The organism is Endozoicomonas sp. ALC013, assembly GCF_049310205.1.
Taxonomy (GTDB): domain Bacteria; phylum Pseudomonadota; class Gammaproteobacteria; order Pseudomonadales; family Endozoicomonadaceae; genus Endozoicomonas.
The window spans coordinates 1-14,140 of the sequence record NZ_JBLYNS010000135.1; the positions used below are offsets into that span (position 1 = coordinate 1).

Consider the following 14,140-nt stretch of genomic DNA (forward strand, 5'->3'; position numbering starts at 1 on the left):
GTCCTTTGGGCCTTCCCAGGAACAGACACCATAGCTTCGGGCAGACGTTACGGCCCTGTCCCGCATATATTTATTACGCAGCTGACTATGTTTACCCCCGGCGCAAATCACTAAATCCACAGGACGGGTTACCGTTGCTTCAGGTTTCTGATAACCGGCAGGTGGCTTTTTCTTGCCGCTGGCAAAGGGAGAGGGATCATTCCCGGGGTGATATTTAGCCTGTACTGTATAGCCTTGTTCACCGGCCTCTACCCTGGTCATTTCATAGGCAGCTAACCGCTCCAATCGGTTTTTCTGCGGGTCATCACGCTGGGAAGTATGATCGTAATTGCGTGCCATCAGGTCAGCCAGTCTATGATTCAGAGCCTCTTCCAGCCGGTGAGTGACAATTTCGCCTGCCTTTTCTCCCAAACCATCCGTACGAACCATACCCTTTCCAGCCTGTCCATTTTCACCGAACAGGTCGTAGTAATGTTCTCCAAGATAAAATTTCAGCATATCCATCCATTTAGGGTCCAGTCGAACCACTTGCACCCGGTTATATGCAGTGCTCCGTTTCTCAAACACTGAGACATTGGCCCCCTCCTGAAACTGGGTGAAAGCCAGCATCAGCCCTGTTGGCCCAGCGCCTTCAATGGCAACATTCGGATGTCTGTTGGCTTTCTTGTTCTGCGCTATGATCCAGTCCAGCTGGGCTAAATCCACTTGTGGTCCTCTTAACTGAGCCAAATCCAGCAGCTTTTTGAACATCTGCTGATTGTGTTCAGAATCAGTACCATAGATATTGGCCTTTCCTATACCTTCTAATAACAGATTTAACTCCCAGAGCCGCCCTTGAGTCAGCTGAACATGCAATAATGCCGCCCGACCCTCTGCTATCAAGGCCCGATGTGTTTTGCAACGGGCTTCGAGTGCTTTAAATTCCTGGTCTTGTTCCTGTTTTTCTGCGGACAAAGTGCTCCTTAAGGACTCATACTGCTGAAAGTCTTGTTTAACCCGGTCCAGATCAAGCGTTCTCAATTCACTGGGTAATCGACTTATTCTGGCCGCTACAGCACGACCGTCGGCAAACAGATTTTCCTCTAGCCGGTGTACTCGCGAGTAACGAAAAAATAGCCCCTGATAGCTATCTTTAAGCAAGGCCAGATCCCTGGCAGAAACCAACTCCCGTGGATGGCCCTGCACAGACGAACTACCCAGGCCATTACCAAAAATCAGGTTAAGTGCATTCCGCAAAGCCCGCTTACGAGGGGAGTATGGTTTGGTAAATACATTACCGATTCGTTTCGTTAATTGTTGATACTCTGCAAGCGACAGCTCCTCCCGAATGTCATGTAAAACGGACAGGGCGATGGTATCTTTCAGGTCAGTAAAACCAACCGATTGCCGGGTATTACGAAAATGCTTTTCCAGCTTTCTGAAAGCTTTGTGAGCTTTATGCTCATCCGGTAACAATTCCGGTGACAGAATAATGAGTTTATAATAGGCTTTCAGCACTTCTCTGCTATCATCCAACGTCACCCGGGGTAGGCGAGACAACAATCTGGAAAGTTCTTTTTTCAGAAATCCAGCGGCTTCACGGAAAATTTTACGTTCTTTCGGGTTAATTAGAATGGTATCCTGACTACTGACTATCGCTTTATACTCTGATTCTTTAAGAAAAGGCAGAACGCCATTTTCCACGGCCTGTATGACCTGTTTTTTTAGAATGTAAGGCGTTTTTTCAGTTTGGAGTAATTCCCATAACTGACCACGGAATAAAGCAGCCGCTTCATGATTTTGTCGGCGTTGCTTACGACCCTCTGTTGTGAAAAGGCTTAAAAAACGTTGCTGCAAAGAGGTATCAGATTGAACTACCTTAACTTTTCGATGCCATACCTCGCCCTCATGAGGATCGCCAGCGTGTTTCAATTCAAGGGAAATGTTCAGTTCTGCCAATTGATGATTCTTATGAATTGCTTCAAATTCTGCCAGCGTGTTTTTGATATAAGTATAGGATTCATTTAATAATCCTGGGGGTCTGCTGGTATCCATTACATTTCACCTTGTATGTTAAAAACTGTCGGACAGGTTCTATTCAGATCATTGGCTAGTTAACAATGTGCTTTTATATAAATCACTAACCGATTTGTCAGTTGTACTAACATCCTATGACTCACCCTGTGGAAGTTGTTCTGTTTCGATATTAATGGAGAATGGGTTGAAGTTATGCTTGATTGCAGTTCCTGATCAAAAAGCATCTTGCTTGAATAAAAAATGATAAGAGAGAATCAAGCCAAACTTCGGTAGATAATAGAGAAGCCGACATAACCATTCAGTTACATCGCCCCCGGTTTGAAAGGAAAATCTTTGAATTAGTCCAGTGATAAATCCAGACCTCGCCGGGCAACCCCGGGATAGTCATCTTCAGGTAAAAACGCAGAGAGAGCCACCAGCATTTCACCCAGCGCCTCTTCTGACTCAGCCACCAGATTGATGTGCCCCATTTTACGACCGGGGCGCTGGCTTTTGCCGTACCAGTGGCTGGTGACATTGGCAACGGACAACACTTCAGCGGGAATATCAGGCTGACCCAGAACGTTAATCATGGCACTGGGGCCAATGGCTTCAGTGGTGCCAAGGGGTAAACCGGCAATGGCCCTGAGATGGTTTTCAAATTGACTGCACAGGGTTCCCTGCTGGGTCCAATGGCCGGAGTTATGCACCCGGGGGGCTATCTCATTCACCATCAGCTGGCCATCCACATCAAAAAACTCGATGGCCAGGACCCCGACATAGTCCATTTCAGCAGCCAGCTTGCTGAAGGCGTCCACCGCCTGTTGATGAATCCCGGTAGAGATGGATTTCGCAATAGATAGCGTCAGAACCCCATTGGTATGCTCATTCTCAGTGACCGGATAAATAGCCATATTACCCTGTTTGTCCCGGGCACCAATGACCGACACCTCGCGCTGAAAGGGAATCATTTTTTCGGCAATAATCGAGTGGGGTGAATGTTCACTGCCAACAGCCAGAAATTCTGACATTTCCGACCAGATCTGCTCAATATCACTGTCTGACCAGACCCGCCACTGCCCTTTACCGTCATAGCCGGCCTGACAGGTTTTAATAACCAGTGGCAGCCCAAGCTTCTTGATGACTGCATCAAAGTGAGAACGATCGGTGATCAGCTGGTAAGGCGCACAGGGCACACCGGTTTTATCCAGTAACGCTTTCTCCATGCTGCGATCACCGCCGACTTTAATGGCCTGCTTACCAGGATAAAACTTTCCGGAGGCAGCACACAGAGTCAGCACATCGTCAGGAATATGCTCAAACTCAGCGGTGATGGCGTCACATTCAGCAATAGCCTGTGAAAGGGTTTGATCGCTGACCTGAAGCGTCAGGGGATGCATCAGCTTTGTGGAGCCGACATCATAGGAGAGGATATTGATATTCAGCGGTGCGCCCGCAAGACTCATCATGCGTGCAAGCTGGCCCGCGCCTAACACTAGAATATTCATACTGCTTTTTATCACTCGGCAGGATCAGGATTCGCTAATACAGTTTCGGTTTGCAGCTTCCTGAAATCATCAATTCTGGCCTGCAACTCTGGCTGCTGACAACCAAGAATCTGTGCTGCCAACAGACCGGCATTGGCCGCCCCGGCATCGCCAATGGCCAGAGTACCGACTGCAACACCTTTGGGCATTTGGCATATAGACAATAACGAGTCGATACCGTTCAATGCCCTGGATTTAACAGGAACCCCCAGCACCGGCAGGCTGGTAAAGGCGGCAGCCATTCCCGGCAGGTGTGCAGCCCCCCCGGCACCGGCAATAATCACTTTGATTCCCCGGGCAGCAGCCTGAGAGGCATAATCTGCCAGTAGTTGTGGAGTGCGATGGGCAGAAACAACCCTTGTTTCGTAGTCGATGCCGAAATTTTCCAACATTTCAGCTGCATGCTGCATCGTGGGCCAGTCGGACCTGGACCCCATTATAATAGCAACGGTCATAACCACTCCTTTATTCTGAGCGGCAATAATAGCACATATAACCCGTTTGCCTTCAGGGAAAACAGACCAAGTCGTGGCCAGCAGGCTTGCAAAAGAATGGCTCTGCAATTTACAGACAAGGCATCCTGGCAGCCATCCGTCACTTTTAAAACTGAAAGCAACCACCTGATTTAATATAATTCTATATAGATCAATAGATTAGCTTATTTTTATAGAGAAATGATACTAAAGTATAATTTTACCTTTACTCATTATTCCATATATTGACGAAAAAATTGGTCTAGAAAGGAGTACGGACTATGTTTGTTTTTTTCAAGGGAACAGGGCATACACCACCGACGCAGCCTCAATTTGAAAATCGTGGGGCTAGACTCGGAAAAACAAATAAACAATCTAAAGAATTTAAAAATAGCGCTGCATCATTTGCTCAAGCCGCTAGTGAACTTAACAATAAAATCGCTGGAAAAGCTGAAAAAGCTGAAAAAGCTGGAAGAGCTGGAAAACCTAAAGACACTAAAAAAACTGGAAGAGGTAAAGCATTTGACCGAGAGACTGAACAAGTACATGCTAAAAGAGCACCTCAACCAGGCAAGGTTGAAATTGGCGGAAAAGATCTTTCCAAGCGTAAAATTGTCTGGCTAGAAAAGTTTAAACATTACTTTAAAATATTTACTTGCAATGTGAGTTTAACACTTCACTTTTATCGTAGTCAGGAAGCACGAGCAGCCCTTAAAAAATCCAGAGATGAATCAAAATCAGAGTTGGCTATCCTTACAAACGAAGAAGCAATGAGGACAAATACCTCAAAGATGAAGGAAGAGCTAGCGGATGGGCAATACTTACAGGCAGCTAAGAGAGCCGGGGCTGCTAGTGAAGCTGCTTTTAAAGCAGGAAAAGGTCGAATTGAAAGTTGGTGGGCACGTGTTTAAGCTGATGCTTATCAGACTGAAAATTTAAATCCTTTTCAGGAAAATATAAGTTTACTGTCGTAAAAAAAGCATGAAATGCTGCCTTAAACCCTGGGCAGCAATAAATCTTCTTTTACTATCCATCGATCAATCTCATGGTACCCTCCAAAGAGCCATTATTGACATAGAACTCATCTTCACTGATGGACCATCTTGATCAGATGCAGCCGATCGCGTTAACGCAAAGTCTCCCCCAATATCTGCCGTGCTATCTACTGGCGAAGTCAGGCTGACCTGCGGTCGAAGGCAGTTCAGTCCCCTGGTAAAGTCAATTCCTGATAAGCCGATGTAAACTGTTCAGCGCAAACAGGCTGGATAGTCTAAATATGAATAGTTCCCAAGGAATGTAATAGCTTGTTTCACGCCAATGAAACCGCTTTGAGAAACCCGATATATTATTTATAGTCTCAGCAGTCAGCCTTACAGGCAATACAGCAACATGCGAAGTCGATTACTAAACCAGGTAAATATCAGAAGTCTGCCATGAAAATGCCTTTTCAGCCTGGAGACCAGGTGACCACTCATTTTTATCCGGTCCAGAAAAACCGCCGCAGAACCGTCATCCGCTGCTATCGTTCTATTGACTGCCCATCTGGCTGGCTGGTTGATACAAAAGACGACAGCGGAAAACTGTTGAAAGCACTGGATGCGAAGTGGTATCAGCTAATGGAAATGGAAGAGGCACCTGACCCAGAGACCACCCGGTAGCAAAAAAAAAAATTTGTTTAGGAGTGAACGAGGGAGCAGGAATGCAGGATGAAGAATAAATGGTAGTCGGTACTGGACTTGAACCAGCGACCCCCACCATGTCAAGGTGGTGCTCTACCAACTGAGCTAACCGACTGAAGTGGTGCGTATATTATCAATGCAGCTAAAAAATGCAACACTTCAATCAGCTTAATTCTAACAGTGTAAATACCTACTCTCAGTGTTTTAAAACCTGCTCTCTGAGCAAGACAATTTCATCCCTGACAGCAGCAGCCTGTTCAAACTCCAGGTTACGGGAGTGCTCCATCATTTTTGCTTCCAGCTTCTTGATGGTCGCGGCCATGACGTCCGGGGTCATGGGAACCTGATACTCAGTTCCCGGCTCTGCCACTGCTCTATGAGCTTTAGTGCCTTTCTTCCGTCCGGGCACAACAGCCCCTTCAAGGATATCAGCCACCGATTTGACAACACCTTTTGGCGTAATATTGTGTTTCTTGTTGTAGGCCATCTGCTTTTTGCGACGCCGCCTGGTCTCGCTGATTGCCCGCTCCATGGAGCCGGTCATCCGATCACCATAGAGAATTGCCCGGCCATTAATGTTTCGGGCGGCACGGCCAATGGTCTGAATCAATGAACGGTCAGAACGCAGAAAGCCTTCCTTATCGGCGTCGAGAATAGTGACCAGGGAGACCTCTGGCATATCAAGGCCTTCCCGCAGCAGGTTGATACCCACCAGCACATCAAAGGCACCAATACGCAAGTCACGGATAATCTCTACCCGTTCCACCGTATCAATATCTGAATGCAGATAACGTACCCGGACACCCTGCTCATGCAAAAACTCAGTTAAGTCCTCGGCCATACGTTTGGTGAGCACCGTGACCAGCACCCGCTCCTCTTTGGCAACGGTTTTATTAATCTCCATCAGCAGATCATCCACCTGGGAGGAGGCCGGTCGGACCTCAATTTCCGGGTCCACCAGACCGGTAGGCCTGACCACCTGATCAACCACCTGCCCCTGGTTCTCTTCCTCGTACTTACCCGGTGTCGCAGAGACAAAAATAGTCTGCGGCCGTCGTCCTTCCCACTCTTCAAATTTCATAGGACGGTTATCCAGGGCAGAAGGTAGGCGGAAACCATACTCCACCAGTGTCTCTTTTCGAGAGCGATCCCCTTTATACATGGCACCGATCTGCGGCACAGTCACATGGGATTCATCAATCACCAGCAATGCATTATCCGGGATGTAGTCAAACAGGGTTGGCGGTGCCTCGCCGGGTTTATTGCCGGAGAGATAGCGGGAATAGTTTTCAATGCCGGTGCAGTAACCCAGCTCAATCATCATTTCCAGATCAAACTGCGTGCGCTGTTCAAGTCGCTGAGCTTCCACCAGCTTGTTGTTATCGCGCAAGGCATTGAGCCTATCCACCAGCTCAACCTTAATGGCTTCCACTGCATCCAGGATGGTCTGTCTGGGGGTCACATAGTGAGTTTTTGGATATATGGTCGCCCTGGGCAATTTTCTCAGAACCTCGCCAGTCAACGGATCAAACTCGCTGATGGCTTCCAGTTCATCGTCAAACAGCTCCAAACGGACCGCCTCTTTTTCCGATTCAGCGGGAAAAATATCAATAACATCACCACGAACACGGTAAGTGGCCCGCCGAAAATCCGCATCGTTGCGCGTGTATTGCAATTCCGCCAGGCGACGCAGAATGGTTCGCTGATCCACCCTGTCTCCACGGTCCAGATGCATCATCATTTTCAGATAGGACTGTGGATCACCCAGACCATAAATGGCCGAGACCGTTGCCACAATAATCGCATCCTGTCGTTCCATCAGGGCCTTGGTGGCAGAGAGACGCATTTGTTCAATATGTTCATTAACCGATGCATCTTTCTCGATATAGGTATCTGACGTAGGTACGTAGGCTTCTGGCTGGTAATAGTCATAGTAGGAGACAAAATACTCCACGGCATTGTCTGGAAAGAACTCCTTGAACTCACCATAGAGTTGTGCGGCCAGTGTTTTGTTGTGGGCCATGATGATCGTCGGCCGCTGTATTTTTTCGATCACATTGGCCACCGTGAAGGTCTTGCCGGAGCCTGTTACCCCCAGCAATGTCTGGCAGGCAAGGCCAGCATCAATGCCCTTGACCAGCTGTTCAATAGCAACCGGTTGATCACCGGCAGGACCGAAGCGGGAAGAAACTTTAAACGATCGACTCATGCTACCCTTCCATCTGGAGCAGAAAAATTTGCCAACGGTAACCGACAAACGCATACCAACGGTACATCGTATTGTGTATGATGCCTTCTGTTGGTCGCATGACGGATAATTGCTACTCATCACCGTTATAGTACAGCTATTGGTAGATAGTTTCCGCCACAGGAAGTCTAACCAAACCAGCAGAGAGCTTACACAGACTCCGGGAGAACTTCTCCAGCCAATAGCGGAAGGCAAACAGCATTATAATTCTCAGTGTTACAACCATAAATGAGGAAAACTGTGACTGGTCATCCATCCCAACGCGTGCAAATGGTCAAGCCATCTCCAACTCTGGCAGTCACCGCCAAGGCTGCCGAACTGAGAGCTGCCGGACATGACATTATTGGCCTGGGTGCCGGAGAGCCCGATTTCGACACTCCGGAGCATATTAAAGCCGCAGCGGTCAAAGCCATCGCTGAAGGGAAAACAAAATACACTGCCGTGGATGGAACCACCGAGCTGAAACAGGCCATTATTGATAAATTCAAGCGGGATAATGGCTTTGAATACAGCCAAAGCCAGATTCTGGTTTCCTGCGGCGGCAAACAGAGCTTCTTCAACCTGGCCCTGGCACTGCTGAACAAAGGTGATGAGGTCATTATTCCAGCCCCTTACTGGGTATCTTACCCGGATATGGTGGTCATCGCCGAGGGTGTGCCGGTTATCGTAGAAGCCGGTCTGGAAAACCGCTTCAAAATCACTCCCGGGCAACTGGAAGCCGCCATCACTGACAAAACCAGACTGGTGGTACTCAACAGCCCCTCAAACCCGACCGGAACCGCTTATAACCGCAAAGAGCTCGAAGCGCTAGGCAATGTGCTGAAAAAGTACCCGGAGGTAATGATCGCCACCGATGATATGTATGAGCATATCCTCTGGACTGAAGAGCCTTTCTGCAACATCCTGATGGTCTGCCCTGAACTCTATGACCGCACGATTGTTCTGAACGGCGTCTCCAAGGCTTACTCCATGACCGGCTGGCGGATCGGTTACGCTGGCGGGCCAGAGTGGCTGATCAAAAACATGAAAAAAATCCAGTCCCAGAGCACCTCCAACCCCTGCTCTATCGCCCAGGCTGCTGCCGTTGAGGCACTGAATGGGTCACAGGATTGCGTGAAAGCGATGGTCAAGGTGTTTAAGAAGCGCCATGACTACGTTGTTGGCCGATTGAATCAACTGCCGGGCGTGAGCGCTATTGAGGGTGACGGTACTTTCTACGCTTTTGCTGATTTCAGTGAAGCAATGAAAAAGCTGGGCTTTACCAAGGATACGGATCTGGCAGCTCTCTTCCTGGAAAAAGGCGTTGCCCTGGTTCCCGGCTCTGCCTTTGGTTCTGATGGCTGCATGAGACTATCATTTGCCACCAGCGATGAAGCGCTGGAAAAGGCTCTGGACAGACTTCAAGCGGCCCTGACCTGACCGACTATTTTTACTGAGTACCAGCTTCTGGTACTCAGTAACTTGACAGGCACAACAAGCAAGGTATCATTCACCTTATCTTTTGATCCCCGATAGCTCAGTTGGTAGAGCAAATGACTGTTAATCATTGGGTCGCTGGTTCGAGTCCAGCTCGGGGAGCCACACTTCTATCAGTACACTGCGCTCTACCCTTATGGTTCATCAAAAGTGAACTTTACCTCGTTGGAACTATCCAGTTAACTTTCTTCCCTGGTCAACCCGGTCCCTTCCAAAAAAACGTGATGCGCCGTTGGCAGTCCTGAGTCTGGTTCAAAGCTAGAATAACGTTTTGAAGTCCTGTCAAAACAAGAAGGGATTAACAGAAATTCTCAAGAAACATATTCAGACTAATACAGTAAATAAATACTGGAGCTACTCTCCCTCAAAACCCTGAATCGGTTTCACTGTTCCCCAATGATGACAGCGGGGACATTGCCAGTGCATTTCTTTCCCGGAAAAACCACATCGACCACAGGAAAAAACCGGTTTAAACTCAAGCATCCGCGCCGTAAGATGGTGAATCAATTCCAGTACATTGTCCGACAGGTCACCCTGAAACTGACGACGAAGACCAATCAGCTCATTCAAGCCTCTCAGTGTAGGATGACGCTCAAGTTGCGCCGTTAGAAAGTTAACAGCCTGAGACTCCCCTGACTCCCTGAGCAAAAGACGAGTCATTGCAATGATAACCGCAGTACCGGGACGCTCATTCAGGCAACGGCCAAGATAAGCGCCAAGCCCTCTCACACTTCCCGTATGCTCAAAAGATTTCTCCAATAATGGCAGCGAGAGGGGCATGAAGCTGATATCCTGAACCGATATTCTCTGCAACACTTTAATTGCCTCTTTGTAGCTGCCTTCGTCAAATTCCATTTGACCCAGCAAAAGGCTGGCCCTGACACTGTTCTTATCCCGGGAAAACGCCTGACGTATCAGGCGGCGTGCATTTACCCGGTCATTCTGCTTAAGGGCTGTTTCGCTCTGCTCGCAGTAATAATGTGCCAGAATGACAGCAAAGTGCTCTCCCCGGCCCGGCCTCAACCTTTCTGCAACTTCTGCTGCCTTAACCCACTCCCGTTCCTGTTCATAGACACGCAACAATTGCTGCAAGGCCTGGTCCCGCAGCTCATGATTCTGACGACTGAGATCAATCAGAATGGATTCAGCACGATCCAGCAGACCAGCAGAAGAGTAGTTTTGAGCCAGGGCAAGCTGAACCTGGAAAGACTGGATGGACGTCAGGCTTGGGCGCGCCAGCAAGTCCTGATGAACACGGATGGATTTTTCCACTTCTCCGCGCTTGCTAAACAGGTTTCCCAGCGCCAGATAGGTATCAACGGTGTCATTATTGATATCCAGGGCTTTGATAAAGACATCAATAGCTTCATCCGTCTGCTCATTAATCAAATAATTCAGACCAACAAAATAGTCCTTCGACAGCTGGCCAGAGCTATTCACCCGCCTTCTCTTCTGATCACGCCAGCCCAGAAAATAACCAATGACGATTGCAGCTAGAATAAGGCCCAATAACGCAATATCAGGCATCCGTTAACCCTTTCAGGGCACTGGATCTCAACTTCTGGAGTTCGGCGTCACGCCGCGCAAGCTTTCTTCTCAGGCTGGCATTAGCCAGTCGCAAACGGATAACCAGCATCAGGGAAACCAGCAAACCGGCAAAGCCACCCAGTACAAAGGGCACCATAACCAGCGTGGAACTGCTTACGGTCGGCATCATTAACCCACCCATTTCAAGGCTGATCTGCTCGGTATTGGAGAGGGTAAAGTTGACGAAAAACACCAGTAAAACAACAAACAACGCCAAAACCAGAAGACGTTTGAACCACACGACTATTGTCGTAAAACTGCTCTTGACAAGAGGCAACTCGTAGCTCGCCATAAACTTAATTCACGATCAATCCATTTCTGCCTGTAAGCCACGATTCACCCTTTCCCGCAGCTCTTTGCCCGGTTTGAAATGGGGAACATATTTGCCATCAAGGCTCACAGCTTCACCGGTTTTAGGGTTACGCCCGACTCTTGGGGCACGATAATGAAGGGAGAAGCTACCAAACCCCCTGATCTCAACCCGCTCGCCATTGGCCAGCGAATCGGACATTTGCTCAATGATAGCCTTTACAGCTAACTCAATATCCTTGATAGAGAGCTGCGGTTGCAACTCGGCAATCCGCTCAATCAGTTCAGACCGGGTCATCGTCGTTTTTCCTTTCCCTGCCATTCCCGGAATGTCTAAAAGATCCTGCAGACCTTCTTAGACACCGCTTATTGTTTAAATGCGCCTTAAATAACCAGACTGTTTCTACACTAGCTAACCCACACCGAGAAATCAAGCAACCCTTTGATTAGCCCACACATTTCATAAGAATACCTGCCACTTCCTGTTCCCGGCTGAGAGCGAAGCAATACAATGGCTAAATCTCACACAACCTTTTGATCAAAAAAAACCGCGAGGCAAAAGCACTCGCGGTTTTCTTTGCTATCAGTGGCAGTTTTTCAAACAAAAGCACCCCTTGAGCAATCAGGAACAGGATGGATTATTTGTTTTCCATCTGCGCCTTGATCAGATCACCAATGGTGGTCGGACCGGCAGCTTCTTCGTCCTGCTTGGTACGCAACTCTTTCATCGCTGCTTTTTCATCGGCCTGGTCTTTCGCTTTGATCGACAGGCTGATGTTGCGGTTCTTGCGGTCGATGCTGATGATACGAGCTTCGACTTCTTCACCTTCTTTCAGGACGTTAGTTGCGTCTTCAACGCGGTCAACACTGATTTCAGAAGCTTTCAGGGTAGCCAGAACGTCTTCCGCCAGCTCGACAACAGCCGCTTTGGCAGTGACTTCCTTAACGATACCCTTAACAACAGAACCTTTTTCATTCAGGCCAGCGTAGGCATTGAACGGATCTTCAGACAGTTGCTTGATACCCAGGGAGATACGCTCACGCTCAGCGTCAATCGCCAGGATAACCGCTTCTACTTCGTCGCCCTTACGGTACTGACGAACAGCTTCTTCACCGGTTTCGTTCCAGGAGATGTCAGACAGGTGAACCAGACCGTCGATACCACCGTCCAGACCGATAAAGATACCGAAGTCAGTGATAGACTTGATCTTGCCAGCCAGCTTGTCGCCCTTGTTGAAGGAGCCGGAGAAGTCTTCCCATGGGTTGGTCTTGCACTGCTTGATACCCAGAGAAATACGACGACGCTCTTCGTCAATGTCCAGAACCTGAACTTCAACTTCGTCACCCAGGTTAACAACCTTGGATGGGTGAATGTTCTTGTTGGTCCAGTCCATTTCAGAAACGTGTACCAGACCTTCAACACCTTCTTCCAGCTCAACGAAGCAGCCGTAGTCAGTCAGGTTGGTTACGCGGCCAGAAGCACGGGCACCTTCAGGGAAGCGCTTGGTGATAGCAACCCATGGATCTTCACCCAGCTGCTTGAGACCCAGGGATACACGGTTACGGTCACGGTCAAACTTCAGGACCTTAACGTTGATTTCGTCACCAACGTTAACGATTTCGCTAGGATGCTTGATGCGTTTCCAGGCCATGTCAGTGATGTGCAGCAGGCCGTCGACGCCGCCCAGGTCAACGAAGGCACCGTAGTCAGTCAGGTTCTTGACGATACCCTTAACTTCCAGACCTTCCTGCAGAGAGCCCAGCAGCTGCTCACGCTCAGCGCTGTTTTCAGCTTCCAGAACGCTGCGACGGGAAACCACCACGTTGTTACGCTTCTGGTCCAGCTTGATAACCTTGAACTCAAGCTCTTTGCCTTCCAGGTGCGCCGTGTCGCGAACCGGACGAACGTCTACCAGAGAGCCTGGCAGGAACGCACGGATAGTCGCCACGTCAACAGTGAAGCCACCCTTGACCTTGCCACTGATAACACCCTTAACAACGTCTTCAGCTTCGAAGGCTTTTTCCAGTTCCTTCCAGGCTTCCATACGCTTGGCTTTTTCACGGGACAGACGGGTCTCACCGAAACCGTCTTCTACCGCGTCCAGAGCTACCTGGACTTCATCACCAATAGCGATGGTCAGTTCACCGTTCTCATCCTGAAACTGAGCCTTGGGAATAACACCTTCAGACTTCAGGCCAGCATGAACAGTTACCCAGTCACTGTCGATATCAACCACAACACCACTGACAATGGCGCCTGGCTTCATTTCGATTTCTTTCAGGCTCTCTTCAAACAGTTCTGCAAAGCTTTCGCTCATGATTTTTCCTGTGACAGTGTACGCATCTGCAAAGTCCCTGCCTTATCAGCAAAAACCAGCCAATGATAACCGGATAACGTACACTGGTTGTCATCCACACCGCCAGCCGGAGTGGGTTACTTTAATCAGGTTCGAATCTGCAATGCTGGCTTAACGCCAGAAACGAACCTCCAGATAATGTTGAGTGCAACTTATGGCGCACTCAGGTTTGCTGAAGTGGCGAACCCACTTCCCTGGCAGGCTGTCAGGAAAATCCCTAAACCAGCCCTCTCAGGCGCATCTGTTCCAGCACCTTATTGAATACCTCCTGGATACTCATGCGGGTACTGTCGAGAATGATGGCATCATCGGCAGGCTTGAGCGGCGCTACAGCTCTTTGACTATCTCGCTCATCTCTGGCCTGAATATCTGCCAAAAGGCGATCAAAGCTAGCATCAATCCCTTTTTGATGCAACTGGTCATAACGTCTTTTGGCCCGCTCTTCGGCGCTGGCGGTCAGGAAGACTTT

Annotated in this window: 12 protein-coding genes and 2 tRNA genes; 4 read left to right on the plus strand and 10 right to left on the minus strand. The window is 48.8% G+C overall.

Going from position 1 to position 14,140, the window contains the following annotated elements:
- The 3 genes from ACO6V1_RS19065 to purE all read right to left on the minus strand — a co-directional run.
- Positions 1 to 2,034, minus strand: a 2,034-nt coding sequence (locus ACO6V1_RS19065) for a hypothetical protein (protein WP_422468062.1), incomplete at its 3' end; no start/stop codon positions are given.
- 320 nt (positions 2,035 to 2,354) lie between these two features.
- On the minus strand, positions 2,355 to 3,503 hold the full coding sequence (locus ACO6V1_RS19070; RefSeq protein ID WP_422448285.1) for a 5-(carboxyamino)imidazole ribonucleotide synthase: 1,149 nt from the start codon (positions 3,501 to 3,503) through the stop codon (positions 2,355 to 2,357).
- Positions 3,504 to 3,514: 11 nt separating this feature from the next.
- Positions 3,515 to 3,997, minus strand: coding sequence for a 5-(carboxyamino)imidazole ribonucleotide mutase (gene purE / locus ACO6V1_RS19075; protein ID WP_101749099.1), 483 nt, complete (start codon positions 3,995 to 3,997; stop codon positions 3,515 to 3,517).
- A gap of 299 nt (positions 3,998 to 4,296) precedes the next feature.
- On the opposite strand from purE, the gene ACO6V1_RS19080 reads away from it, so the two are divergent.
- Both ACO6V1_RS19080 and ACO6V1_RS19085 read left to right on the plus strand, forming a co-directional pair.
- The gene (locus ACO6V1_RS19080; RefSeq protein ID WP_422448287.1) at positions 4,297 to 4,926 is read left to right on the plus strand and encodes a hypothetical protein; all 630 of its coding nucleotides are present in this window, start codon (positions 4,297 to 4,299) and stop codon (positions 4,924 to 4,926) included.
- A 522-nt stretch (positions 4,927 to 5,448) separates the two neighbouring features.
- The gene (locus ACO6V1_RS19085; RefSeq protein WP_422448289.1) at positions 5,449 to 5,673 is read left to right on the plus strand and encodes a hypothetical protein; all 225 of its coding nucleotides are present in this window, start codon (positions 5,449 to 5,451) and stop codon (positions 5,671 to 5,673) included.
- Positions 5,674 to 5,733: 60 nt separating this feature from the next.
- Here ACO6V1_RS19085 and ACO6V1_RS19090 read toward each other — a convergent pair.
- Both ACO6V1_RS19090 and uvrB read right to left on the minus strand, forming a co-directional pair.
- A tRNA-Val gene (locus ACO6V1_RS19090) sits at positions 5,734 to 5,809 on the minus strand.
- 81 nt (positions 5,810 to 5,890) lie between these two features.
- Positions 5,891 to 7,903 (minus strand): excinuclease ABC subunit UvrB, encoded by a 2,013-nt coding sequence (uvrB, locus tag ACO6V1_RS19095; protein WP_422448291.1) that lies wholly within the window; start codon positions 7,901 to 7,903, stop codon positions 5,891 to 5,893.
- A gap of 309 nt (positions 7,904 to 8,212) precedes the next feature.
- On the opposite strand from uvrB, the gene ACO6V1_RS19100 reads away from it, so the two are divergent.
- Both ACO6V1_RS19100 and ACO6V1_RS19105 read left to right on the plus strand, forming a co-directional pair.
- Entirely contained in the window at positions 8,213 to 9,361 is a 1,149-nt protein-coding gene (locus tag ACO6V1_RS19100; RefSeq protein ID WP_422448293.1) for a pyridoxal phosphate-dependent aminotransferase, read from the plus strand.
- Positions 9,362 to 9,447: 86 nt separating this feature from the next.
- A tRNA-Asn gene (locus ACO6V1_RS19105) sits at positions 9,448 to 9,523 on the plus strand.
- Positions 9,524 to 9,772: 249 nt separating this feature from the next.
- Here the strand turns inward: ACO6V1_RS19105 and lapB are convergent.
- From lapB to ACO6V1_RS19130, 5 genes are all read right to left on the minus strand, one after another.
- A complete protein-coding gene (lapB, locus tag ACO6V1_RS19110; RefSeq protein ID WP_422460770.1) occupies positions 9,773 to 10,945 on the minus strand; it encodes a lipopolysaccharide assembly protein LapB in 1,173 nt (390 codons plus the stop codon).
- The gene (locus tag ACO6V1_RS19115; protein ID WP_422448297.1) at positions 10,938 to 11,297 is read right to left on the minus strand and encodes a hypothetical protein; all 360 of its coding nucleotides are present in this window, start codon (positions 11,295 to 11,297) and stop codon (positions 10,938 to 10,940) included. The genes lapB and ACO6V1_RS19115 overlap by 8 nt, the downstream gene beginning before the upstream one ends.
- A 15-nt stretch (positions 11,298 to 11,312) precedes the next feature.
- Positions 11,313 to 11,612, minus strand: coding sequence for an integration host factor subunit beta (ihfB, locus tag ACO6V1_RS19120; RefSeq protein ID WP_209199672.1), 300 nt, complete (start codon positions 11,610 to 11,612; stop codon positions 11,313 to 11,315).
- Positions 11,613 to 11,952: 340 nt separating this feature from the next.
- Positions 11,953 to 13,632 (minus strand): 30S ribosomal protein S1, encoded by a 1,680-nt coding sequence (gene rpsA, locus ACO6V1_RS19125; protein ID WP_101749090.1) that lies wholly within the window; start codon positions 13,630 to 13,632, stop codon positions 11,953 to 11,955.
- Between the two features lie 256 nt (positions 13,633 to 13,888).
- The coding region (locus ACO6V1_RS19130; RefSeq protein WP_422468064.1) for a (d)CMP kinase at positions 13,889 to 14,140 on the minus strand (252 nt) is incomplete at its 5' end.